21 protein-coding genes and 1 tRNA gene are annotated in these 22,678 nt (G+C 64.1%); 7 read left to right on the top strand and 15 right to left on the bottom strand.

Features of this window, described 5'->3' with window-relative positions; all coding sequences use genetic code 11:
• The first annotated feature begins 34 nt into the window (after positions 1–34).
• The gene (locus tag VG320_RS05065) at positions 35–3,670 is read left to right on the top strand and encodes an indolepyruvate ferredoxin oxidoreductase family protein (RefSeq protein ID WP_327199051.1); all 3,636 of its coding nucleotides are present in this window, start codon (positions 35–37) and stop codon (positions 3,668–3,670) included.
• Positions 3,671–3,732: 62 nt separating this feature from the next.
• Here VG320_RS05065 and VG320_RS05060 read toward each other — a convergent pair whose 3' ends face one another.
• Positions 3,733–5,010 (bottom strand): EAL domain-containing protein, encoded by a 1,278-nt coding sequence (locus VG320_RS05060; protein ID WP_327199050.1) that lies wholly within the window; start codon positions 5,008–5,010, stop codon positions 3,733–3,735.
• A 462-nt stretch (positions 5,011–5,472) separates the two neighbouring features.
• On the opposite strand from VG320_RS05060, the gene VG320_RS05055 reads away from it, so the two are divergent.
• Positions 5,473–7,140, top strand: a complete 1,668-nt coding sequence (locus VG320_RS05055) for a Na+/H+ antiporter (RefSeq protein WP_327199049.1) — start codon at positions 5,473–5,475, stop codon at positions 7,138–7,140.
• Positions 7,141–7,231: 91 nt separating this feature from the next.
• Here VG320_RS05055 and VG320_RS05050 read toward each other — a convergent pair whose 3' ends face one another.
• From VG320_RS05050 to VG320_RS05025, 6 genes are all read right to left on the bottom strand, one after another.
• A complete protein-coding gene (locus VG320_RS05050) occupies positions 7,232–8,536 on the bottom strand; it encodes a solute carrier family 23 protein (protein WP_327199048.1) in 1,305 nt (434 codons plus the stop codon).
• Between the two features lie 455 nt (positions 8,537–8,991).
• On the bottom strand, positions 8,992–9,642 hold the full coding sequence (locus VG320_RS05045) for a DUF2239 family protein (protein ID WP_327199047.1): 651 nt from the start codon (positions 9,640–9,642) through the stop codon (positions 8,992–8,994).
• Positions 9,643–9,722: 80 nt separating this feature from the next.
• Positions 9,723–11,228, bottom strand: coding sequence for a diguanylate cyclase (locus VG320_RS05040; protein WP_327199046.1), 1,506 nt, complete (start codon positions 11,226–11,228; stop codon positions 9,723–9,725).
• Positions 11,229–11,491: 263 nt separating this feature from the next.
• The gene (locus VG320_RS05035; RefSeq protein WP_327199045.1) at positions 11,492–12,277 is read right to left on the bottom strand and encodes a DNA-binding domain-containing protein; all 786 of its coding nucleotides are present in this window, start codon (positions 12,275–12,277) and stop codon (positions 11,492–11,494) included.
• Positions 12,274–13,113 carry a DUF692 domain-containing protein gene (locus VG320_RS05030; protein WP_327199044.1) on the bottom strand — a complete coding sequence of 280 codons (840 nt, stop codon included), beginning with the start codon at positions 13,111–13,113 and terminating at the stop codon, positions 12,274–12,276. Before VG320_RS05030 ends, VG320_RS05035 begins: the two co-directional genes overlap by 4 nt.
• An 18-nt stretch (positions 13,114–13,131) precedes the next feature.
• Positions 13,132–13,380 (bottom strand): DUF2282 domain-containing protein, encoded by a 249-nt coding sequence (locus VG320_RS05025; protein WP_327199043.1) that lies wholly within the window; start codon positions 13,378–13,380, stop codon positions 13,132–13,134.
• Between the two features lie 295 nt (positions 13,381–13,675).
• Here VG320_RS05025 and VG320_RS05020 point away from each other — a divergent pair, with 295 nt between their 5' ends.
• Positions 13,676–13,993, top strand: a complete 318-nt coding sequence (locus VG320_RS05020; RefSeq protein WP_327199041.1) for a DUF4148 domain-containing protein — start codon at positions 13,676–13,678, stop codon at positions 13,991–13,993.
• Positions 13,994–14,323: 330 nt separating this feature from the next.
• Here VG320_RS05020 and VG320_RS05015 read toward each other — a convergent pair whose 3' ends face one another.
• Positions 14,324–15,133, bottom strand: a complete 810-nt coding sequence (locus VG320_RS05015; protein WP_327199040.1) for a hypothetical protein — start codon at positions 15,131–15,133, stop codon at positions 14,324–14,326.
• Between the two features lie 122 nt (positions 15,134–15,255).
• Positions 15,256–15,549: a hypothetical protein gene (locus VG320_RS05010; protein WP_327199039.1), complete on the bottom strand. Its 294-nt coding sequence runs from the start codon at positions 15,547–15,549 to the stop codon at positions 15,256–15,258.
• A 144-nt stretch (positions 15,550–15,693) separates the two neighbouring features.
• Between VG320_RS05010 and VG320_RS05005 the strand changes: the two genes are divergently transcribed.
• Positions 15,694–16,140: an SRPBCC family protein gene (locus VG320_RS05005; protein WP_327199037.1), complete on the top strand. Its 447-nt coding sequence runs from the start codon at positions 15,694–15,696 to the stop codon at positions 16,138–16,140.
• A 116-nt stretch (positions 16,141–16,256) separates the two neighbouring features.
• Here the strand turns inward: VG320_RS05005 and VG320_RS05000 are convergent.
• The 5 genes from VG320_RS05000 to VG320_RS04980 form a co-directional block, all read right to left on the bottom strand.
• A tRNA-Ala gene (locus VG320_RS05000) sits at positions 16,257–16,332 on the bottom strand.
• A gap of 70 nt (positions 16,333–16,402) precedes the next feature.
• Positions 16,403–16,732 (bottom strand): c-type cytochrome, encoded by a 330-nt coding sequence (locus VG320_RS04995; RefSeq protein WP_327199036.1) that lies wholly within the window; start codon positions 16,730–16,732, stop codon positions 16,403–16,405.
• The gene (locus VG320_RS04990; protein ID WP_327199035.1) at positions 16,732–17,523 is read right to left on the bottom strand and encodes a BON domain-containing protein; all 792 of its coding nucleotides are present in this window, start codon (positions 17,521–17,523) and stop codon (positions 16,732–16,734) included. Before VG320_RS04990 ends, VG320_RS04995 begins: the two co-directional genes overlap by 1 nt.
• Positions 17,524–17,566: 43 nt before the next feature.
• Entirely contained in the window at positions 17,567–18,154 is a 588-nt protein-coding gene (locus VG320_RS04985) for a phosphoheptose isomerase (protein WP_327199034.1), read from the bottom strand.
• A 167-nt stretch (positions 18,155–18,321) separates the two neighbouring features.
• Positions 18,322–18,858, bottom strand: coding sequence for a YraN family protein (locus tag VG320_RS04980; protein ID WP_414695969.1), 537 nt, complete (start codon positions 18,856–18,858; stop codon positions 18,322–18,324).
• Between VG320_RS04980 and rsmI the strand changes: the two genes are divergently transcribed.
• Positions 18,857–19,762: a 16S rRNA (cytidine(1402)-2'-O)-methyltransferase gene (gene rsmI / locus VG320_RS04975; protein WP_327199032.1), complete on the top strand. Its 906-nt coding sequence runs from the start codon at positions 18,857–18,859 to the stop codon at positions 19,760–19,762. The genes VG320_RS04980 and rsmI overlap by 2 nt on opposite strands.
• Positions 19,763–19,936: 174 nt before the next feature.
• Here rsmI and VG320_RS04970 read toward each other — a convergent pair whose 3' ends face one another.
• Entirely contained in the window at positions 19,937–20,551 is a 615-nt protein-coding gene (locus VG320_RS04970) for a septal ring lytic transglycosylase RlpA family protein (RefSeq protein ID WP_327199031.1), read from the bottom strand.
• Between the two features lie 761 nt (positions 20,552–21,312).
• Here VG320_RS04970 and VG320_RS04965 point away from each other — a divergent pair.
• Together VG320_RS04965 and VG320_RS04960 are read left to right on the top strand one after the other, a co-directional pair.
• Complete coding sequence (locus VG320_RS04965; RefSeq protein WP_327199030.1) at positions 21,313–21,984, top strand: MBL fold metallo-hydrolase; 672 nt, start codon at positions 21,313–21,315, stop codon at positions 21,982–21,984.
• 50 nt (positions 21,985–22,034) lie between these two features.
• A complete protein-coding gene (locus VG320_RS04960; protein WP_327199029.1) occupies positions 22,035–22,670 on the top strand; it encodes an exonuclease in 636 nt (211 codons plus the stop codon).
• Positions 22,671–22,678 lie beyond the last annotated feature (8 nt).

Below are 22,678 nucleotides of genomic sequence, written 5' to 3'. Positions count from 1 at the left end.
ACGACGCGTAAGCACAAAAACGGAGACTCCCCCAATGACTGCGCGCCCCGCGTTCGGCGACACGCCTGCCTCGCCGCCCCTCGCCGATTACAAGCTCACCGACAATCTCACCGCCACGCGCGGCCGCATCTTCCTCACCGGCACCCAGGCGCTGATCCGCCTGCCGCTCATGCAGCGGGCGCTCGACCGCGCGCACGGGCTGAACACGGCGGGCTTCATCAGCGGCTATCGCGGCTCGCCGCTCGGCATGGTCGATCAGCAGGCGTGGAAGGCGAAGAAACTGCTCGAAGCCGCCGACGTACGCTTTTTGCCCGCCATCAACGAGGAACTGGGTGGCACCGCCGTGCTCGGCACGCAGCGCGTGGAAGCGGACCCGGAACGCACCGTCGAAGGCGTGTTCGCGATGTGGTACGGCAAGGGCCCGGGCGTGGATCGCGCGGGCGATGCGCTCAAGCACGGCAACGCCTATGGCTCGTCGCCGCATGGTGGCGTGCTGGTGGTGGCCGGCGACGATCACGGCTGCGTATCGTCGTCGATGCCGCATCAGAGCGACTTTGCCTTGATGGCGTGGCATATGCCCGTGGTGAATCCGTCGAATATCGCCGATATGCTCGAATTCGGCCTCTACGGCTGGGCGCTGTCGCGCTACTCGGGCGCGTGGGTGGGCTACAAGGCGATCTCGGAGACGGTGGAATCGGGCTCGACCGTCGATCTCGACGCACTGAAAACCGACTGGCAGGCACCTGATCTGGCAACTGCGGGCTTCGAGCCGCCCGCCGGTGGCCTGCACAACCGCTGGCCCGATCTGCCGAGCCTCGCGATCGAACAACGCCTGGCAGCCAAGCTCGACGCCGTGCGCCACTTCGCGCGCGTCAACAGCATCGACAAATGGATCGCGCCCAGCCCGCACGCCAATGTGGGCATCATCACCTGCGGCAAGGCGCATCTGGATTTGATGGAAACGCTGCGCCGCCTCGACCTGACCGTCGACGATCTGGAAAAGGCGGGCGTGCGCATCTACAAGGTGGGCCTGTCGTTCCCGCTGGAAATGTCGCGCATCGACGCCTTTGTCGCGGGTCTGGACAACGTCCTCGTGATCGAAGAGAAGGGTCCGGTTATCGAGCAGCAGATCAAGGATCATCTGTACAACCGAACATCGGGCGCGCGTCCCGCGATCGTCGGCAAGCATGCGCAGGACGGTACGCTGCTGCTCTCCGATCTGGGCGAGCTGCGCCCTTCGCGCATTCTTCCCGTGTTCGCCGCCTGGCTCGCGCAGCACAAGCCCGCGCTCGACCGGCGCGAACGCGTGGTCGATCTGGTCGCGCCGCAAATCCTCTCGAACGTTGCCGATGCCGTGCGCCGCACGCCCTACTTCTGCTCGGGCTGCCCGCACAATACGTCGACCAAGGTGCCGGAAGGATCGGTTGCGCAGGCGGGCATCGGCTGCCACTTCATGGCGTCGTGGATGGAGCGCGACACCATGGGCCTGATCCAGATGGGCGGCGAAGGCGTCGACTGGGCTTCGCATTCGATGTTCACGAAAACGCGCCACGTATTCCAGAACCTGGGCGATGGCACCTACTTTCATTCAGGCATCCTTGCGATTCGCCAGGCGGTGGCCGCCAAAACCAATATCACCTACAAGATTCTCTATAACGACGCCGTGGCGATGACGGGCGGCCAGCCCGTCGACGGCAGCATCTCCGTGCCGCAGATCGCGCGCCAGGTGGAAGCCGAAGGCGTCTCGCGCTTCGTGGTGGTGAGCGACGAACCCGAGAAATACGACGGCCATCACGGCCTCTTTCCGAAGGGCACGACGTTCCATCACCGCAGCGAACTCGACGCCGTGCAGCGCGAACTGCGCGAAACGCCGGGCGTGACCGTGCTGATCTACGATCAAACGTGCGCCGCCGAAAAGCGCCGCCGCCGCAAAAAAGGCGAATTCCCCGATCCGGACAAGCGCCTCTTCATCAACGAAGAAGTGTGCGAAGGCTGCGGCGATTGCGGCGTGCAGTCGAACTGTCTTTCGGTGGAACCCGTGGAAACGGAACTGGGCCGCAAGCGCCGTATCGACCAGTCGTCCTGCAACAAGGATTATTCGTGCGTGAACGGCTTCTGCCCGAGCTTCGTGACGATCGAAGGCGGCAAGCTCAAGAAGGCCGCAGGCGCGGCGTTCGATCCGCAGGCACTGGCTGCGCGTGTGGGTGCGCTGCCGGTGCCCGCGACGCATCTGGACAACGCGCCCTATGACATTCTCGTCACCGGCGTGGGCGGCACGGGCGTGGTGACGGTGGGCGCGCTCATCAGCATGGCCGCGCATCTGGAAGGCAAGAGCGCTTCGGTGCTGGATTTCATGGGCTTTGCGCAGAAAGGCGGATCGGTGCTGTCGTTCGTGCGCTTCGCGGCCACCGATGCGCTGCTCAACCAGGTGCGCATCGACACGCAACAGGCCGACCTGCTGCTGGCCTGCGACATGGTGGTGGGCGCGAGCGCCGACGCACTGCAAACGGTGCGTCACGATCGCACGCGCATCGTCGTGAACACGCATGAAATTCCGAATGCCTCGTTCGTGCAGAACCCCGAAGCGAACCTGCACGCCGATGCGCTGCTCGCGAAGATGCGTCATGCCGCAACAGGCGGTGTGATTAACGCCGCTGAAGCGAAAGATCCGCTTTCCGCATGCGATGCGCAGGCCCTCGCGCAACGCTATCTGGGCGACACGATCGGCGCGAATATCGTGATGCTCGGCTTTGCGTGGCAACTGGGTCTGGTGCCCGTGTCGCTCGCGGCGCTCACGCGCGCCATCGAGTTGAACAACGTGGCCGTGCAGGCGAATCTCTTCGCGCTCTCGATTGGCCGCATGGCCGCCGCCGATCCGGCCGCGCTGGAAGCGCTCGACACGCGCAGCGCGAATCAGGCCAAGGCGACCGCACGCAAGCTCACGCAAACGCTCGACGAATTGATCGCCGATCGCGAGGCGCGTCTGCTCGCTTACGGCGGCGCGAGCTACGTGAAGCGTTATCGCACGCTGGTCGATGTGGCGCGCGCTGCGGATCGCTCGACGGAACAGGCCATCGCGCGCGCCGTCGCCACTACGTTCCACAAACTGCTCGCGGTGAAGGACGAATACGAAGTCGCGCGTCTGCACGCCGATCCAGCCTTCCGCGCTGCGCTCGAAGCGCAATTCGAAGGCCAGGCGGGCAGCGATTTCACGGTGAAGTTCAATCTCGCACCGCCGCTGATCGCACGCGAAAAGAACGGCCAGCCGCCGCGCAAGATGCAGTTCGGCCAGTGGCTGTGGAGCGCGTTTGGGCTGCTTTCGAAGGGCCGCAGTCTGCGCGGAACGTGGTTCGATCCGTTCGGCAAGACGCTGGAGCGCCGCATGGAACGCGCACTCGCCGACGACTACGAGGCGACTTTGCGCAGCGCGATCGCGAAGCTATCGACGGATAACGCCGAGGAAATCGCAAAGCTCGCCAATCTGCATCAGCGTGTGCGCGGCTACGGTCATGTGAAGCTGGCGAACCTCGCGGCGGTGAAGCGCAGCGAGCGTGAGTTGGGCGCGCGTTTGAAGCTGGACGTAAAGACCAGCGCGGTGGTGCAGGAAGCGATCGACTCGTTCAAGGGCGCGGGCGCGCTGCGCGGGATTCCGGTGGTGGTCGCGAAATAAGCCTTGTTTTTCAGGCTAAAAACGAACGGAGTGAGTGCTGTTGCGCTCAATCCGTTTTTTATTTACGCCAGCAATTCCGCCAGCCAGTCCACATCGCCGCATAGCACGCATAGACGGTCGCCCACCTGCACGGCCATCGACAGCGTCACGCAAGGCAGCGCCTCGTTGATCGACAGATACGGCGAAGTCACGTGCACGCGCCCCGGCGCCACCAGCGCCGCGCGGAAATACGGCCGACGCAGCCAGTTCGCGCCCTGCGCATCGTCGAGCGGCAAAAAACGCGCGCCCTGCTCCGCGCGATCCACGCGCAGCACGACGTTGCGCCCCGCCTGCCGACCGTTCGCGTCGAGTAGAAAGCAGCGCGCCGCATGATCGAGCGCGAGAAAATTCCAGCACACTTCTTCGAGCGGCTCGCCCGCGCCCAGCCGCTCCGCCGCGCGCTCGAACGCGCGGATATACGGCGCGAGCCGGCTGGCCGTGCCGCGCTCGCGCGCTTCGGTTTGCTGACGGAAACGATCGGTCGCCTCGGCAATGACGATCTGCGCGTGCGAGGAATCGGTGAGTCCCGGCGCGGGCCGCGCGAAGAAGAAACCTTGCACGAAATCGGCGTTGCACGACAGCGCGAGCTGCGCTTCCTGCTCCGTCTCCACGCCCTCGATCAGCACGAGTTTGCCCGCCTCGTGCAGCAGCGATACCAGCGCGGGCAGCGTCGCGGCCATATCGGCGCGATGCGCGGCGTGCATCAGCATGATGCGGTCGAGCTTGACGATGTCGGGATTCAGTTGCCATACGCGGCCGATATCCACGTGGCCCGCGCCGAAGTCGTCGAGCGCGATCAGAAAGCCGCGCTCGCGGAACGCATCGACAGCATGCGCAAGGGCGTCGAGATCGGTGGCGTCGGCCTCCAGCACTTCGAGCACGATGCGCCGCGGCGGCAAGCCCAGCCGGTTCAGGTTCGCGAGCAGCGCCGCCGCGTGATACGGCTCGATCAGCGTGCCCGGATGCACGTTGAGAAAGAGCCATTCGCGCTCGGCGCCCAGCAGCGCGAAGTTCTCCAGATGCAGACCCTGCGCGAGCCGGTCGAGTTGCAGGACGTCGCCCACGCGCGTGGCCTCGCCGAACACGTCGATCGGCGACACGGGCCGGTCGAGCGCGTCGTGCGCGCGCAAAAGCCCTTCGTAGCCGATCGCGCGCATGTGCGAGAGGCTGAAGACCGGCTGGAACACGCTCGTGAGCGTGAGTTCGCCATGTTGCGCGCTATAGCGCTGCAGCCCCGAGGTGACGCTCAGATCGAACCCGTGCGGCGCGAGCGCCGTCTTTTCCTGTTGCTCTGTGATCATGCCTTCCTCTTCGCGCAAGTTGATCGCCGCGGGCCTGCTGCCGACGGTCGGCGGCGGGCACCCGATGCGTTGCGCCACGCGAGGCGATAAAGCAAGGTCCGTGCACGGTGGCATCCGGCCCCGGCGCGCATCGAACCCTGCACCGCGGCCCCGCCTGTGCGCGGCCAGCGGGCATCCTGCGCACCAAAACTGTGCGCGTGGCCATAGCAAGTTCGACGTACTGCGCGCTTCGCGGCAGCCGATGCCCTCATCAAGTTAAACTGGTTGTAAGCAAACTGCCCGCCTCGCCCGCTTGATCCGAGCTTGAACCGAATGTCCGTCGGACTCACGCCGGATTAAACCCGCGGCGAGATTCCGGGTCAAACGCTCCTCCGTTCGCAACGCTTTCCGCATAAAGGGACACCTGAAGCCGCTCGGCGCGCGCCTCATCATCCCGTCTTTGCAGCACCCTTTGCCTGATCGATGGAAACACTCTTCACCGTTCTTATTCTGCTCCTTGCCGTCGCGCTTTCGGGTGTCGTCGTGCGTCTTCTTCCCATCAAGCTACCCCTGCCGCTGCTGCAGATCGGCATTGGCGCGCTGCTGACGTTTCCGCGCCTGAATCCGCACGTCACCTTCGACCCGGATATCTTCATGGCGCTGTTCATTCCGCCGCTGCTGTTCGCGGATGGCTGGCGTATCCCGAAGCGCGAATTCTTCATGCAGCGTCGCGCGATCCTGATGCTCGCGCTCGGCCTCGTGCTGCTGACGGTGGTGGCAGTCGGTTATTTCGTGCACTGGCTCGTGCCGCAGATTTCGCTGCCGGTGGCGTTCGCGCTCGCCGCCGTGCTCTCGCCCACCGATGCGGTCGCGCTCTCGGCGATCGCGGGCAAGGACCGCATTCCCGCGCAGCTCATGCACATCCTCGAAGGCGAGGCGCTGATGAACGACGCCTCCGGCCTGGTCGCGCTCAAGTTCGCGGTGGCGGCGGCGCTCACCGGCTATTTCTCGCTGCGCGACGCGACGCTGAGCTTCGTGCTGATCGCAGCGGGCGGCCTGGCCGTGGGCGCATTCATCGGCTGGGCGTTCAGCTTTATCTCGGAGCGCTTCCTGAATTTCACCGCCGAAGGCGACCCCGCGCCCGGCGTGGTGATGACCTTGCTGATTCCGTTCGCGGCCTATCTGTTCGCCGAACATCTGGAAGTCTCCGGCGTGCTCGCCGCGGTCTCGGCCGGGATGATGATGAATTACACCAGCGCCGCGCATATCGGGCCGGTATCGTCGCGCGTGCGCGCGGCCAGCACCTGGTCGATGATCGAATTCGTCTTCAACGGCATGGTGTTCACGCTGCTCGGCCTGCAATTCCCCGGCATTCTCGGCAAGGCGCTGCTGGAGGCGCATCACACCAGCAATCTGCAGATGCTGCGCCTCATCATGTACGTCGCCGCCGTGCTGGTCGCGCTCTACGCGATGCGCTTCGGCTGGGTCTGGCTGCTGCGCTGGGTCGCGAGCCGCGGCGCGGCGCGCCATGGCGTATCGAACGCGGTGCCGGGCCTGCGCACCGTGGCGATCACCACGGTCGCCGGAGTGCGCGGCGCGGTGACGCTTGCGGGCGTGCTCTCGCTGCCGGTCGCGCTCGATAACGGCCTGCCGCTGCCGGGCCGCGACAGCGCGATCTTTATCGCCACGGGCGTGATCCTCGCGTCGCTGCTGGTGGCGATCGTCGGCTTGCCGGTTTTGTTGCGCGGCGTGCGGCGCGGCGGCGAATCGAAGCACGCCGCCGAGGAGCGCCTCGCCCGCATCCAGGCCGCGCAGGCCGCGATCCGCGCGGTGGACGCGCATATGGAAACGGCCTCGAAAGATATGGACGAATCGCAGTTTGCGCATGCCGCCGACACCACCGCGCGCGTGATGGACACCTATCGCCGCCGCCTGGCGACGCTCGACGCCGATCACGACCGCAGCAAGAACGCGCGTCAGGCGGAAATGCTCGAAGTGCAGATGAGGCTGGCCGCGATGCGCGCCGAGCGCGCGGCGCTGCTCGAATTGCGTAATCAGCAGACGATCAACGACGAAACGCTCAGCAAGCTGATGCGCGAAGTCGATCTGACCGAAACCGCGATGATGAATCGCGGGCGTGGCCGGGGTTAATTCCGCATAGACGAAAAAAACGCGACGTCCTTCCGTGGAAGGCGTCGCGTTTTTTTATTGCCGCGTTGAATCGGCGGCTGAACCGGCAGACTTAAACCGCCGCTTGCTGCGCCGGCTTTCTGCGCAGCAGCGCGTACAGAATGATCGCGCCGAAGGTAGCGGTCCCGATGCCGCCCAGGCCGAAATTGCCGACCTTCAGCGAGAAGTCGCCCGCGCCCAGCACCAGCGTGACAGCGGCGACGATCAGGTTGCGGTTGTCAGAGAAGTCCACCTTGTTGACGACCCAGATGCGCGCGCCGGTCACTGCGATCAGACCGAACACGACGATCGACACGCCGCCCAGCACCGGGCCCGGAATCGTCTGGATCACGGCGCCGAACTTAGGCGAGAAACCCAGCACGAGTGCGATCAGCGCGGCGATGGCGAACACCAGCGTCGAGTAGATCTTGGTGACGGCCATCACGCCGATGTTTTCCGCGTAGGTCGTCACGCCCGTGCCGCCCGCGAAGCCCGAAACGATAGTGGCAAGACCATCGCCGATAAACGCGCGGCCCACATACCGGTCGAGGTTGTAGCCCGTCATCGCAGAAACCGCCTTGATGTGGCCCAGGTTTTCCGCCACCAGAATCACCGCGATCGGCACGAGCAGCGTCATCGCGTGCGGATCGAACACCGGCGCGCTGAACTGCGGCATGCCGAACCAGGCCGCGTTGGCGACGATCGCAAAGTCGATCGGCTTGCCCAGACCCATGCCGTTGGTCACGACCGCGTAGATCACGTAGGCGATGATCAGGCCGACGAGAATCAAGAGGCGCTGCAGCATGCCGCGCGTGAACACGGCCACACCGCCCACACACAGCACGGTGACGAGCGCCATCCACGAATCGAACTGCGTCGCGCTCACGCCCTTCACGGCGATCGGCGCGAGATTCAGGCCGATCACGCAGACGATCGCGCCAGTCACGACGGGCGGCATGAGCGTCTCGATCCACTTGGTGCCGATGGCCGACACCAGCACGCCAATCAACGCATAGACCACACCGCACGCGATGATGCCGCCAAGCGCAACGGGGATATTGGTGTTCGGACCGTGGCCGCCATAACCGGTAACCGCGATCACGAGGCCGATGAAGGCGAAGCTGGAGCCGAGGTAGCTGGGCACGCGCCCGCCCACCACGACGAAGAACAGCAGCGTGCCGATCCCCGACATGAAAATGCAGAGATTCGGATCGAAGCCCATCAGCAGCGGCGCGAGCACCGTCGAGCCGAACATCGCGACGACGTGCTGCACGCCCATCGCAAACATCTGCGGCCAGGCGAGGCGTTCATCGGGCGCGACGACGCTTTTCGCGGCGCCCGTTTGCGCGCGCCAGCGGGGAAACCAGGAATCGGACATAAGGGCTCCTTCTTGTGTGTGCTTGTGCTGTTGTGACCTGCGACCGGTACCGGTGCTATGGCCGCGCCGCGTTGGACAGGACGTGGGCGGATTGCCGGTGTGGTCGGGTGCTATTTTTTGGAACGGAGTGCGGCCCGCACGCGTGTGGCGGCGAGCCCTGGCCTTACCCGTCAGAGAAATCACGCGCGAGTGTACGGAGCCGCAATCGGCGTGGCAAGGCAAGTCTTGCGGCGTGTGGGCAGGAGGAAACAGCGTGGCCGGAAGAGATTCGGACAAGTCTTATATCGCCGCAAAAGGGCCGTTCTTAAACTGAATCATCTGCGTGACCCCATGACTGTTCACGCAGAGGTTGTTAGTTGTAACTCTCCGACTTCCCGCTCACGCCCCCCCCGGCCTGAGCGGCTTTTTTTTGCGCGCGTGTTTCGTGCGAGCGCTTCGTCACGCCGATGCCGGGGTCAAGCAAACGCGCCTTGCGCCAGTTCCCGCACGTAGTCGCGTACGCCCTCGGGCCAGTCCACGCTCCACGCTTCGAAGCGTGCGCGCTCGCCCGCATAGAGCGCCCGCAAGGCCTCCTCGTAACCCGGCAGATTGCCCGCCAGCGCCGTCATGAAACGATGCACGGCCTCGCGCGACGTGCGCACGCGATCCTTCGCTTCGCTCGCGTGACGCGCATTTTCCACCAGCTTGCGCAGCACCACGGAAGCGCCGCCGGGCTGCGCCGCCAGCCAGTCCCAATGGCGCGGCAGCAACGTCACTTCGCGCGCGACGACGCCCAGCTTCGGGCGGCCACGGCCGCGTGGGGCATCGTCGGCGCGTTCCTCGTTCAGCGCATCTTGCTGGCCTTCGCTCGCGGCCTGTGTTTTTGCCTGCCAGGCGGCATCGGCGGCCAGGCGCGCGGCAACATCGGCGGGACGGCCGCGCAGATCGAATTCCACCTGGCTCGCGTCGCGGTCGTCGAAGATCAGCACCGACGCCGATTCGCCCTGGTCCAACGCCGCCTTCACCGCCAGCGCCACCTCGAGCGGCGCGCCGCGCGCGATCAGCCGCGTGCCCGCGAACGCCGTCACACCCGCGTTGTGCACCGGCTGGTTTGATATCGCTGTCATCGTGATTCCCTGAAGTCGTTTGATGCAGCGAATATTACCCGGGTAAATTGTTCGATGCAATATCATCCGGCTAAAAAATATCAAAGCTCCGGCCCGGCGCCGTAGTGCTCGCGCGCAAAGCTGGGCTGCCAGACCGCGACGCGGTTGCGGCCTGCGCGTTTGGCGATGTAGAGCGCTGCGTCGGCGGCTTCGACCAGCGCGCGCCAGCTATCGAAATCGCTCGCCGACGTGCTCGCCACGCCCACGCTGGCCGTGAGCACGTTGTTGGGGCTGTCCGCGTGCGGGATGTCGAGCGTCTCGATGGCCGAGCGCAGCTTCTCCGCGTGAGCGAGCGCCTGGGCCGCGTTGGTGTCGGGCAGCAGCAGCACGAATTCCTCGCCGCCGTAACGCGCCGCGCAGTCACCAGGCCGACGCGCATGACTGCCGATCGAACGGGCGACGGCCGCGAGCGCCGCATCGCCCGCCGTGTGGCCATAGCGGTCGTTGTAGGGCTTGAAACGATCGACGTCGAGCATCATCACCGCGAGCGGCTGGCCCGAGCGCCGCGCGCGCAGCCACTCGTGATCGGCGCGCGCTTCGAAGGCGCGGCGGTTGGCGAGCGCCGTGAGCGCGTCGGTGCCGGCCAGCGCGCGCAGTTCGTCCTCGAGCAGTTCGCGACGCCGCAACTGGCGCGACAGCAGCACCGCGCAGGCGATCAGCAACACGTCGAGCACCGCCGTCAACGTGCCGATAATCCATGCCCGCGCCCGCCATTCGGTGTAAATGTCGCCCGCCGCCACCGCCACCCCGAAGATGAGCGGATAACCGTCCACGCGGCGAAACGCAAACCAGCGCCGCACCCCGTCCACTGGACCGATGCCGAAAAAACCGCCCTCCTGGGCGTGCCCGAAACGCTGAAACAACGCCGAATCGGCGAGATTGCGGCCAATCATCTCGGGCACATAAGGACGGCGCATGAGCAAGGTGCCATCGGCGAGCGAAAGCGTGACGGCGCCATGCGCGCCGATCTCAATGCCGCTCATCAGGCGGCGGAAGTAGTCCAGCCGCATCGTGCCCACCACCACGCCTGCGAACGAACCATCAGGCTTTTCGAGGCGTCGGCTCAGACCGATGGTCGCGTCGTCCGCGCCGTCGCGCGCCATCATCGGATGGCTGACGTAAAGGCCCGTGTGCGGCGAATCGCGCTGCGCGATGAAGTAGTCGCGGTCGGCCACATTGAGCGCGCGCGGCGACGAGGCGCGCGAATTGAAGATGACATCGCCATTGGCATTGGCCACGAGAATCTCGCCGAGATTCTTCGCGCTCGCCGAGCGGTCGAACAGCACGCTCTGGCGCAGATCATCGGGGAGTTCGGCCAGACGCGGATCGTCGATGGCGTCAATCACGCCTTGCAGCGACAGCGCGTAGACATCGAAATTGCGCTGCGTGTCGCGCTCGAACAGCAGCGCCATGTTGAAGGCCGCGGCGCGCGCACTGGCAAGCGCGTCTTCGCGCATCTGCGCCATGACCCAGCCGGCCACCGCGGTAAGCACGGCAGCCAGCACGATGCTGATGGCGATCACGGCGTTCGGTCGGCGGGGCATCATGGCGGTGGACTCGCGTGCGCTCGGGCGAAGAACAGCCATCTGGCGGCGTCAGCCACGGAGCGCGCGGCTCGTGTGGCGTGCCAGTTTGCAATCGAGTGTACATCCTGAAAACGCGCTGCGTATGGCGTTTATGTGTTGCGGTTCACGGTGGATTCAAAACGGACTTCACTAGACAATCACCTGATTAATGCGCAGTTTTCTTTGCGCGCGAAATTTGTTCGGATTCCTGCTTTTTTGTTTTTGTTATGTTCGCTAACCGCTAGTCAGGCGTCGTGCAATCCGATAATCGCGTTCGTTTCGATCCACCTGCGCCATTGAGTGGCGAAATCGAAATTCTCGTCGATGGAAAATGCGCGTTCGAGTGCTGCGTCGAGCGTTTCGCCGCGTTGCAACGCGACGAAGGCTGCGTGAGCGGCGTGCGTGTGCGAGAGCGCAGCAGATCGCCATTGCGGACGTACGATGAGCGTCCAGTTAGGCGCCTCGATGCGCTGCGGCCACGGCACTTGCTCGGGGTCATTCTGGCGATGCGCGCGCCAGATTTCGAAAGCCGCGTAACGCGATTCCAGCGCGATACACGCCGGATGAACTTTCAGTCTCGCTGACATGAGACGCTCCACGCCGATTGCCTGCCACTGCGCCGACGAAAGCGGCGTGACGTTCGCCGCGAAAGTCGCGACATGCAGCGCCCATTCGAGCCGCGCGACATCGCCGAAATACGCGTAGCGCGCGTCGGTTTCGTAACGTTCGATGAAATCGGGCAGCAAAGCGCCGAAGCGGTTCAGATCCGCATCGCGCGAAGGATGAGCGCGTGCGTAGGCGAGCGCCAGCGCATCGAAATACGTATCTCCGGTGAGTTGGGCGAGCACGGGATAGGCGCCGGCCAGCGCTGTGCGGCGGGCCGCGCGCACGTTGCCGCGATAGAGACCGAGGCGCTCGCGCGCGTGGGCATCGTCGGCTGTTTGCAGATGCTTGAGGAGCGCGGGATCGGCTGCGGGATCGTCGATCGCATCGGCAAACGCAGACTGTAGTTTCTCCAGCGACGTGTTCATACGTGCGCACTCATGTGTTCACGCGCTTGCCGCGCTTCATCGAGCAGCACGTCCAGTGGCGGCACCTGCGTGTCCCATTCGATCAGCGTCGGTACCGCGCCGAAGCGATGCAACGCCGCATCGTAAAGCGACCAGACCTCAGACGCGACGCGCGAACCGTGATCGTCGATCACCACCGCCGGCGTCACGCGATGGCCCGCAAGATGCAGTTCGCCGACGATATCGCGTGGCAATGCGTGCATCGCGGCGAGCGCGTCTTCGCCGTGATTGCGCTGATTCACGTAGAGATTGTTCACGTCGAGCAGCACGCCGCAGCCGGTGCGGCGCGCAAGCTCCGCGAGAAACCCGGCCTCGCTGAAATCGTCGTCGCGAAAGCGCACGTAGGTCGAGACGTTTTCGATCAGCACGCGGCGGCGCAGCGTGTCCTGCATGTGCGCCACGCGAGCGCAGAGATGATCGAGCGAGGCCCGCGTGAGCGGCATCGGCAACAGATCGTGCAGCGCGGCGTGCGGCGTCGCGCCCCAACAGAGATGCTCGGAGACCAGCGCCGGTTCGATGCGCTCGACGAGGCGCGCCAGTCGCGCGAGATGAGCCTCGTCGAGCGGCGCCGCCGAGCCGAGGCCAAGGCCCACGCCATGCAGGCTCACCGGCAGATCGCGCCGCACGGCTTCGAGCACATGCAGATCGTAGCCGCCGTCGCCGAAGTAGTTTTCGCTATGCACTTCGACCCAGCCGATGGGCGGCGGCGCCTGCATGAAAGCGTCGTAGTGCGCATGACGCAAGCCGATGCCGACGCCTTGCGCTTTCTGTATCGGCGGTACTGCGGACGTCTGCATCGTCATTGCGCTGAACGGTTACTTCTCAGGCGTGCCGCCGAGCTTTTCGCAGGTGCCCTTCGGCATCGTCTTGAAGTCGCCCTTGTCGTGATCGACCTTCGCCTGGCCCGCACAATCGTGCACACCGGTCTTGCTCGAACAATCGTTATGGCCGGCCTTGGCGACGCCGTAGCAGTTCACCTGATCGTCGGCGTGGGCGACGCCAGCGGTTGCCAGACCCGCCAGCGCGGCGGCAATCACGGCCTGACGGCCGAGCGCGTTTTTCATGAGACATCTCCTGGAAGTTGCGGATGGCGCGCGGAACGGCATATCACGCGCGGCCTCGTGCGCACTATTTTGCCTCAGCGCCGCCGGGTGCCGATTTAATCGCGATGGGTCCAGCCGCGTCATTTCTCGCTTTGCGTTCCGGCACCGAATTGACGCGCGCATTATCACGAATTCCGCAATGATGTTTGCCGTATCGCGATATTTATCTTTGATGTGCACCGCAATAAAGTCTCATCAACGGATCGAGCAAGCAGATTGTTACGATTCGAATGATAAATTCTGGAGGTTGTAGATCATGAAGTCCCTGATTGCTGCGGCGCTCGCCGCTACCGTTCTGGCCGCTCCGGCTGTGTCGTTCGCGCAAGCCAACACCAACCAGCAGCCGCTGACCCGCGCGCAAGTGCGCGCCGAACTCGTGCAACTCGAAAAGGCCGGCTATCGCCCGGGCCTGTCGAGCCCGTACTACCCGGAAGACCTGCAAGCCGCGCAAGCTCGCGTCGCCCAGCAGAACGCGACGGCTGAAGCCACGGCCTACGGCGCATCGACCAACGGTTCGACGCAAGCCGGCAGCCGTACGACGGAAAACATCAAGCCGGTTTATTTCGGTCAGTAATTTTGGTTGGTCATTTGCGGCGCGCTGACCTGAGGCGCGCTGCGTGACCTACGCCAGTCGGGCCCGCTCTCTCGCAAGAACTTGAGAGCGGGCCCGTCAGTCTTTGTGCAGATACGTTTGTTTTCGTTGCTTCGCGTTGGACTCGGCGCTTTCGTCGATCTGATCGCGCGAGGCACGCCCACTGGAAACCTCCGTCGCCGGTAATCCGGCGACTTGCCCGGGCAATTCGTTGCCCGGGCCTTTTTCCTCTTTCTCCGGGCACTGCACTTCTCTGCAGTATGGGTTCGCGCTTCGTTGGCGTCGGGGTGCGAACTGGCCTTCTCCCCTCTTCTATTCTGTTGTGGCTGCGTCGGCGCGGACGGTGGTTTGCGCTGGGGCTTGTGCGCGCGTTAAACGCGCGAGACGGGCGCTTGCGGTTTGCACGAGCATCGCGATGATCGATGCTTCGATGAACGCCAGTGGCGCTGGCTGATGCTCGAGTCCCAACGCGAGTGTCAGACAAAACGCGGCGAAACCGAAGCGGCCTAACACCATTCCTCTTAGCAACGCGATCACGAAAGGCGCGCCGTGGGCACGGTGCGACGATACGGCCAGCACGCTGCCTAGCAGCGGAAACACCGCGAGCAAGCCGCTCCACGCGGGGCCTAGGCGCGAGGACATTGCGGTGACGGCGAGCGTCAGGGCCGCGCCTGCTGTCATGCGGGCAGCGAGGTCTGTGCGGGTGAGTTTTGCGCCTGCTGGGGTTGTGGTGCTGTGTGGCAGGAAGGTCTGGCCGAAGCATGTTGCCGACAGCGCGACGGTGAGTGCCCATGGCCAGGAAATCGGTAGATGCGCGAGTACGCATGCTGCCAGGAACCACGCGCATAGGCCTGCTGCGAGTGCGAGCCACCACGGGCGCGTGCGGCATGTCCACGCGTATGCGAAGTTGAACGATTCGGAAGCCAGGATCGCGTAAAGCGAGAGCGTGGCGGCGCGTGCTCCGAAAGCCACGCCGTGCTCGATGACGAGCAGGAAGAGAATCGGCCCGGCGACGACAGGCAAACCGGCTAGCCAGCCCGCGACCCGTGGCCCCCAAAGCTTGCCGGACATCGATACGAACAGCAGGAAAAGCGGTACGAGGGTGAGCTTGAGGGCGAGCATCGGCTTTTTTGTGTCGTTTATGTCGCGAAGGGCGAATGCCGATGGTAGCAAGGGGTTGCGGTGTGGTGCTTTGGGAGCGGTGGTTGGGTGATTGCGGGCTTTGTTTGGCGGTTAGTTGCGGTTTAGAAACCGTGGGTGACTAGCGATAACACCGAAAGGTCTGGGTGCGTGCCGTCGATGATGCTTCGGCCAATGTGGGCGGCTTCTTCGATCGCTTCGTGTTCGCTGCGGAAGGTTTCCTCGCCGTCTGCGTGGTAGTGGACCGCGTGGCCGGGATGGGCTGGATTTGCGCCTGGGTGGCAGATGTAGGCTGTGTAGGTGTAGCGCGTCGAGCTTTCTTCTTTCGGCGATGCGGTGATGTGGATTTCGAAGCCCTCATAGTCGTACTTTTGAGGGGCGGGTTCAGGGGTGGGCATGGTGGGCCTCCTTCTTCTGGGGTCTCGGGCGCAGCCGAGTGTATTGAGGAAGTTTAGGCGATTGCAGATGGATGGCGGATGGGCGTTAATGAAGTGTGCTGCTGTGATGGCTGGCTTCCACATTGACCTGTGAGGAGACTCGATATGAAGACAAACACCGTCCAGATTCATCGTGTGATTCGCGCTCCCGCCGAGCGGATCTATCACGCATTTCTTGATGCCGATGCAGTCGTTAAATGGCTGCCGCCGGATGGGTTTATTGCGAAGGTGCATCAACTCGATGCGGTTATCGGCGGGAAATATCGGATGTCTTTTACTAACTTCACAGATGGGGCAAGTCACTCGTTTGGTGGGGAATATCGCGAGCTTGTGCCGTATGAGCGGATTCGGTATTCGGCTGTATTTGATGATCCGAATTTTGCGGGGGAGATGGAGACTACGGTGGTATTGCGTGAGGTGTTTTGTGGGATTGAGTTAAACGTGACGCAGGAAGGCATTCCGGAGGTTATTCCGGTTGAGGCTTGTTATCTGGGATGGCAGGAATCGGTTGCGTTGCTGATGAGGTTAGTGGAGGCGCGGGTGACGGGTTAACTGGTGGCGGCTTGACCCATTTATTGCGCGAAAGAACGGCCTTAGAAGCAAAAACCCCGCGTGCCGTAAGGCACGCGGGGTTTTCTGAATACGGCAAAGCTTCTTCAAGTGTTCTTTGGTGGAGCGGATGAGGATCGAACTCACGACCTTCGCATTGCGAACGCGACGCTCTCCCAGCTGAGCTACCGCCCCACTGCTCGACGAGTGTAGCACACCTATTTTTCGTTGTGCCAAGCCGGAAATTGCGCCGCAGCAAACCAAATTACCTGGTGGAAGAAGCCGGCGCCCCAGCCAACACCCACGTCACCACATCGTGAATATCCCCAGCGCTCATAGCAGGATGCGAAGGCATCGGAATAGCGCCCCAAACCCCGGCGCCCCCTTCTCTAACCTTCTTCTCAAGCTTCGCCTGCGCCCCAGCATCACCCTTGTACTTCGCCGCGATGTCTTTAAACGAAGGCCCAACCAGCCGCCGATCCACCGCATGGCAACCCATACAGGCATTACCCCGGGCAACCGCCGCACCATCCCCCGCAAACGCAGAGACCGCAGCCCCCATCAAGACCAGTCCAACCACAAAACGCCGCACCATCACATCGTCGCCCCGTTAGACCCTGCATGCGCAGGCGCCGACTCCATCACCGGCGCCGGAGCCTGCTGCTCGATCGGACGCGAGCTCACACCCGAATCCGGAATCGCCCCGACCGTCGGCGAATCGGCGACATTCGCCTGAGCCGGCGCATTCGAAACCGGCGCATTACCAGAAGAAGCCAACGCCTGATCCGGCGCGATGTACTGATAACACTTCACAACCTGCGCCACACCCGAAACCGTGCTCGACGCGTTCGCCGCAACATTCCCTTCGCGCGGCGTCACCAGGCCCATCAGATAAATATTCCCGCGCTCGGCGACCACCTTGAAGTTATTCGCCGAGATCTCCTTATACAGAACGAGCTCGCTCTTAACGCGCCCTTCCAGATAAGAATCGTTAGCCCGCGACGAGAACGAACTAGCCGGCTGCACCGAAAGCTCATTCACAATCGAGCCAACATTCGGAATCCCACGCACGATGCTCTCGGCCTTCTGCTTCGAGCCTTCGTCAGGCACTTCACCCGTCAGCAGCACGCGCTGATTGAACACAGCCACATTCACGTGCGCCGTATCGGGCAAACCGCTCGTCACATTGGAGAGCGCCTTCACCTGGATCTCGCGATCCTCGGTCTGCGAGCCCACCGTGCGGCGGTCGGTCGCCACCAGTGCCGTGCCGCCCGCCGCGCCAGCAAGCGCGAGAAAGCAGCCCTGCAGGCTCGCGCACAGCGAGGCCGCGAAGCCGATCGTCAGCGTGGTCCGGGCCAGCGCGCGCGTCATGCCGTTTCTGCTCATCAAGTCCCTCTCCCTGTCTTCGGTATCAGTCCGATCCCAGATCTCACTCTTCACCCATCAGCATCGCGTCGATGCCGTCGCACAGGCAATGGATGGTCAGCAGGTGCACTTCCTGGACGCGCGCGGTCCGATCGGACGGCACGCTCAGGTGGATGTCGGTATCCGCGAGCGTTGCGTTGACCATGCCGCCGCCCTTGCCGGTCAGCGCGATCACGATCATTTCGCGTTCGTGCGCTTCGGCGATCGCGGCCAGCACGTTCGCGGAATTGCCCGAAGTCGTGATGGCCAGGAGCACGTCGCCGGGCTGGCCCAGTGCGCGCACCTGGCGCGCGAACACCTGGTCGTAGGCGTAGTCGTTCGACACCGCCGTGAGCACCGATGCGTCGGTCGTGAGCGCGAGCGCGGGCAGGCCCGGGCGATCGCGTTCGAAACGGCCGATCAGTTCGGCGGCGAAGTGCTGGGCGTCGGCGGCCGAGCCACCGTTGCCGCACGCCAGTATCTTGTTACCGTTCGCCAGCGCGGCGAACATCGTATCGACCGCGGCGGCAATCGGCACCGCCAGGGTTTCCATCGCGGCGAGCTGGGTCGCTGCGCTATCGCGAAAATGCTGTTGAATACGTTCGACGGACATCGACTCTCTAATCTGTACTGCGGGTTCCGCGAGTTCCCTCGCGAAATATCCCTTGGTTGCGGCGTGCCGCAAGTTTAGCGCACTCGCAGGGGTTCTCTTCCGGCGTTCTTTTCCATCGCGCGTTTTCTGCGCGCATCCCGCTGCTTAACGTGCGGAGCGTGGCGGATTCAACTCTCGTCCTCTCGAAACGCGTCGCGCAGCCAGGTGAGGCGGCCGCCTTCGAACGTCACCACGTCGAAGCGGCATGCCGGCGGCAACGTGCCGGCGTGCTCTTGCGCATACGTGAGCAGATACGCGCGCGCCGCGCGCAAAAGCCGCTGCCGCTTGTGCCAGCCAACGCTCGCCGCCGCGCCACCGTATGCGGCCCGCGTACGCGCTCGCACCTCCACGAACACCAGCGTGCCGTCACGCTCGCGCATCACGAGATCAAGTTCGCCGCCTCTGCAATGCACGTTACGCGCGACAAACACCAGCCGATGCCGTTGCAGCCAGGTCAGCGCATGCGCTTCAAAACGAGCCCCAACTTCGCGACGCTGCGCCGAGCCGCGTTCGGCCGTACCGCGCTCGGCGTTTGACCGGGCACGCGCGGAAAAGTTGTCGCGATTGCCGCTGCTTCGCTCGCCCACACGCGCAGGCGCCGTCGCGCCCTCCCCCACATGGCACAATGGCGGCCTCCTCTCTTGCGTTCGCGCGTTCCGTGTCATGACGTCGTCTCCTTTCGAACTCGCACAGGCCCAGCAATATCCGGCCGCCACGCTTTACGTCGTGGCGACGCCCATCGGCAATATGGCCGACATCACCGTGCGCGCGCTGCATGTGCTCGGTCTTGTCGATCGCATCGCCGCCGAGGACACGCGCAACACCGGCCAGTTGCTCACGCGCTATGGCATCTCGAAGCCGCTCATCGCCGTGCACGAGCACAACGAGCGCGAGGCCGCGCAACGCGTGATTGAGCATCTGCGCGCGGGCGAGCGTGTGGCCTGCGTATCGGATGCGGGCACGCCGGGCATTTCCGATCCGGGCGCGAAGCTCGTCGATGCAGTGCGCGCCGCCGGTTTCCTGGTGGTGCCGCTGCCGGGCGCAAGCGCGCTCGCCACCGCGCTTTCCGCGGCGGGCGACTGGGTGTCCACATTCACGTTCCTCGGCTTTTTGCCGCCCAAGGCGAAGCAGCGCGCGAGCGCATTGCAGCCGCTCGTCTCGCATGCGCACGCGATGGTGTTTTACGAAGCGCCGCATCGCATCGTCGAAACCGTGCAGGCACTCGCCGATGCGTTCGGTCCCGCGCGGCGTCTGTTGATCGCCCGCGAGTTGACCAAGTTACATGAGGCGCTCTGGTGCGGCACCCTGGCCGAAGGGCCAACGTGGCTCGCCGAGGATGCGAACCGCCAGCGCGGCGAGTTCGTGCTGGTAGTGGAAGGCGCGAGCGCGCCCGAATCCGGCGAAGCGGATCACGATGCGCTGCTGCGCGTGCTGCTGCAGGAGGTGCCGGTGAAGGGTGCGGCGAAGATCGCCGCTACGCTGACAGGCGCGTCGCGCAATGCGCTCTATGCGCGTGCGCTCGAGCTCAAAGGGGAAGACAGCGAGGACGAAGACGACGGCGAGGACTGACCCCCGCCGTATCGTCAGAAAAACCTACCAGAAAAGCCCGTCAGAAAAACCAAAGGGCTGCCCATCCGGGCAGCCCTTTGCACATCAAGTCTGGCGAGCTTGGGGTTTTGTCGACCGTCCGGTGCGCGCCACGCGCCAACACGGATCGATCTGCACCAAACCCACATCAAACCATTACTGGCTGTTCGAGTTCGCAGCCAGCATTTCAGCCTGCTCGGCTTGAGCGGCCTTCGCTTCCTGGCGCGAGAGTCCTTCGATGTTCACCTTCGCCGTGCCCGCGTGTTGCAGGCCCAGCATCTTCGCTGCTGCATACGACAGGTCGATCACGCGGCCGCGCGCATACGGGCCACGGTCGTTGATCTTCACGACGACCCACTTCGCGGTCGCCGGAATGCTCACACGGACGTAGGAGCCCAGCGGCAGCGTGCGGTGCGCTGCGGTCATCGCTTGCATGTTGAAGCGCTCGCCGCTCGCGGTCTTGCGACCGTGGAAGGCGCGGCCGTACCACGAGGCGCGGCCGGTCTGGTGGAACGAGCCGGCGTCTACAGCGTTGTCGTCGATCGCCTGAGCATCGGCGAGCGAGTTGTCCTTGCTGGCGCCCGAAGCGGGCAGCGCGGCCAGTGCCGAGCCGTAGCTCTGCGGCGACGCAAACGCGGTATGTGCCGCGTCCCTGGTGCTGAGCGCGTTGCCCTGCGCCTGGTCCTGCTGGCCGGGCGGCATGGCACAACCGGCCAGCACGGACACGGCTGCGAGACTCCCGAATCGTCGTCGAGAAAGTCCAAAGTTCATAAGTTAGCCATCACGTTTCGAGGCCGTCCTGCACCTTGGTGGTGCAACGCTGGATGACCCCGGCGGTCGCAGGCAAAAGGACGCCGCGCTCGCCTTGTCGTATGAACAAAAGGCGTGCAAGTGCCAATACCCGGATGCGGCACCTTAAGCCGCTAACCGCTGGTTTTCTTTCACGTCTGGCGCAACCTGTCCCCGGCAGCCTGACCAGACCCCACATGCCGCCATCGAACGCGATGTACACATTCAGGCGCGCCGGATAACTCACGGCGCACAGGAACGGCGGCGTAGGCCCCACCCAGCGTCCGACAGCAAGGTCGGGGCAGGCGCGTGGCGCCTGGCTGGGCAAGACGTGCGGTGCCGAACGGATCGGCACCTGATTTGCCGTCTTGTAAGGCAGCCTGTTTAGCTAGCCTGTGAGACGGCACTGCTTGACGGCGATGTATCGCGACCCATTTTTTACAGCAGGTCACACCGCCCAGTGAATGCACGCGAAAACGTGCTTGATGGGCCGCATTATACCTAAAAGTAATTGTTGTCACTGTCACCACCCGCAAATCTCCATGATTTCTAACTATTGGCGTAACAAAGCCGGTTGGCGCGGACCCCTCAGCCCTTGTCAGACAAGGGCTGAGGCGATCCTACGGGATGCGCGGGCGGCAGCTTGCGCACCCAGGTACAATCGGTCTTTTGGGTCCGGCCTCGGCACAAACCCGACGAAAACAAACCTCCTCCTCACCTCACGATCCACTCCGACCGCGCGCATGAAAGTCACGCTGATTCCCGTCACGCCGTTCCAGCAAAACAGTTCGCTGCTCGTCTGCGAAGCGACGCAACGCGCCGCCGTCGTCGACCCGGGCGGCGACCTCGATCGCATCGAAGCGGAGATCGCGCGGCACGGCGTGCAGCTCGAAAAGGTGCTGCTCACGCACGGCCATCTCGACCACTGTGCAGGCGCGAAGGCGCTGGCCGACAAGTTCGGCGTGCCGATCGAGGGGCCGCAGGAAGACGAACGCTTCTGGATCGATCAGCTGCCGCAGCAGAGCGTGCGTTTCGGCTTCGGTCATGCGCAGGCGTTCGAGCCCAACCGCTGGCTCGTGAACGGCGACACGGTGCGCTTTGGCAACGAGGAAATGGAGGTGTACCACTGCCCCGGCCACACGCCGGGTCACGTCGTCTTCTTTAGCCGCGAGCATCGGCTGGCTTTGGTCGGCGACGTGCTGTTCGCTGGGTCAATTGGTCGCACGGACTTTCCGCGCGGCAATCATGCGGATCTGGTCCGCTCGATCCGCGAAAAGCTCTGGCCGCTGGGCGACGATGTCACGTTCGTGCCGGGCCATGGCCCGGTTTCGACGTTCGGCGAGGAGCGCCGCTCCAATCCTTACGTCGCAGACGGCGTGCCCGGCGACGCGCCCAGCCAGGCGCAATGGGGTTGAAACACCCCCTTTATGAATCCGCGAATTCCGCGCGACACCTACAGGAAGTGATGACTCAAGCCGCCATCGAAGAAATCTACGTGAGCACCGACGTCGAGGCCGACGGTCCGATCCCCGGCCCGCACTCGATGCTCAGTTTCGCCTCGGCGGCTTATACCGCCGACAAGCGTCTGATCGCCACCTTCTCGGCGAATCTCGCGACGCTCGACGGCGCGGCGCCGCATCCGGTGCAGGCCGCGTGGTGGGAAACGCAGCCCGAAGCGTGGGCGGCCTGCCGCAAGGATCTGCAGGACCCGGCTGAGGCGCTCGTCAAATATGTCGAATGGGTGGAGGCGCTGCCGGGCAAGCCCGTGTTCGTAGCGATGCCCGCGGGCTTCGATTTCACCTACATGTTCTGGTACATGATGCGCTTCGCGGGGCGCTGCCCGTTCTCGTGGTCGGCGCTCGACATCAAGACGCTCGCCTTTGCGATCACCGGCCTGCCCTATCGCAAGAACATCAAGCCGCGCTTTCCCAAGCACTGGTTCGACGATCACCCGCACACGCATGTGGCGCTCGACGACGCCATCGAGCAGGGTGCGCTGTTCTGCAACATGCTCGCCGATCTGCGCGCGCAGCAGGCCGCGCTCAAGGCAATCGCGGCGACCGATGAAGGGGACGCCTCAGGGCAAAATGCCGCTGACTGAGCGCGATA

The organism is Paraburkholderia sp. (assembly GCF_035948235.1).
GTDB lineage: Bacteria > Pseudomonadota > Gammaproteobacteria > Burkholderiales > Burkholderiaceae > Paraburkholderia.
This window is presented reverse-complemented; position numbering and strand designations above follow the sequence as displayed.

What these genes read in the sequence shown, in the direction of transcription:
- VG320_RS05065 (WP_327199051.1), top strand. Translation starts at nt 35, where the DNA reads ATGACTGCGCGCCCCGCGTTCGGCGACACGCCTGCCTCGCCGCCCCTC.
- VG320_RS05060 (WP_327199050.1), bottom strand. Translation starts at nt 5,010, where the DNA reads ATGATCACAGAGCAACAGGAAAAGACGGCGCTCGCGCCGCACGGGTTC.
- VG320_RS05055 (WP_327199049.1), top strand. Translation starts at nt 5,473, where the DNA reads ATGGAAACACTCTTCACCGTTCTTATTCTGCTCCTTGCCGTCGCGCTT.
- VG320_RS05050 (WP_327199048.1), bottom strand. Translation starts at nt 8,536, where the DNA reads ATGTCCGATTCCTGGTTTCCCCGCTGGCGCGCGCAAACGGGCGCCGCG.
- VG320_RS05045 (WP_327199047.1), bottom strand. Translation starts at nt 9,642, where the DNA reads ATGACAGCGATATCAAACCAGCCGGTGCACAACGCGGGTGTGACGGCG.
- VG320_RS05040 (WP_327199046.1), bottom strand. Translation starts at nt 11,228, where the DNA reads ATGATGCCCCGCCGACCGAACGCCGTGATCGCCATCAGCATCGTGCTG.
- VG320_RS05035 (WP_327199045.1), bottom strand. Translation starts at nt 12,277, where the DNA reads ATGAACACGTCGCTGGAGAAACTACAGTCTGCGTTTGCCGATGCGATC.
- VG320_RS05030 (WP_327199044.1), bottom strand. Translation starts at nt 13,113, where the DNA reads ATGCAGACGTCCGCAGTACCGCCGATACAGAAAGCGCAAGGCGTCGGC.
- VG320_RS05025 (WP_327199043.1), bottom strand. Translation starts at nt 13,380, where the DNA reads ATGAAAAACGCGCTCGGCCGTCAGGCCGTGATTGCCGCCGCGCTGGCG.
- VG320_RS05020 (WP_327199041.1), top strand. Translation starts at nt 13,676, where the DNA reads ATGAAGTCCCTGATTGCTGCGGCGCTCGCCGCTACCGTTCTGGCCGCT.
- VG320_RS05015 (WP_327199040.1), bottom strand. Translation starts at nt 15,133, where the DNA reads ATGCTCGCCCTCAAGCTCACCCTCGTACCGCTTTTCCTGCTGTTCGTA.
- VG320_RS05010 (WP_327199039.1), bottom strand. Translation starts at nt 15,549, where the DNA reads ATGCCCACCCCTGAACCCGCCCCTCAAAAGTACGACTATGAGGGCTTC.
- VG320_RS05005 (WP_327199037.1), top strand. Translation starts at nt 15,694, where the DNA reads ATGAAGACAAACACCGTCCAGATTCATCGTGTGATTCGCGCTCCCGCC.
- VG320_RS04995 (WP_327199036.1), bottom strand. Translation starts at nt 16,732, where the DNA reads ATGGTGCGGCGTTTTGTGGTTGGACTGGTCTTGATGGGGGCTGCGGTC.
- VG320_RS04990 (WP_327199035.1), bottom strand. Translation starts at nt 17,523, where the DNA reads ATGAGCAGAAACGGCATGACGCGCGCGCTGGCCCGGACCACGCTGACG.
- VG320_RS04985 (WP_327199034.1), bottom strand. Translation starts at nt 18,154, where the DNA reads ATGTCCGTCGAACGTATTCAACAGCATTTTCGCGATAGCGCAGCGACC.
- rsmI (WP_327199032.1), top strand. Translation starts at nt 18,857, where the DNA reads ATGACGTCGTCTCCTTTCGAACTCGCACAGGCCCAGCAATATCCGGCC.
- VG320_RS04980 (WP_414695969.1), bottom strand. Translation starts at nt 18,858, where the DNA reads ATGACACGGAACGCGCGAACGCAAGAGAGGAGGCCGCCATTGTGCCAT.
- VG320_RS04970 (WP_327199031.1), bottom strand. Translation starts at nt 20,551, where the DNA reads ATGAACTTTGGACTTTCTCGACGACGATTCGGGAGTCTCGCAGCCGTG.
- VG320_RS04965 (WP_327199030.1), top strand. Translation starts at nt 21,313, where the DNA reads ATGAAAGTCACGCTGATTCCCGTCACGCCGTTCCAGCAAAACAGTTCG.
- VG320_RS04960 (WP_327199029.1), top strand. Translation starts at nt 22,035, where the DNA reads ATGACTCAAGCCGCCATCGAAGAAATCTACGTGAGCACCGACGTCGAG.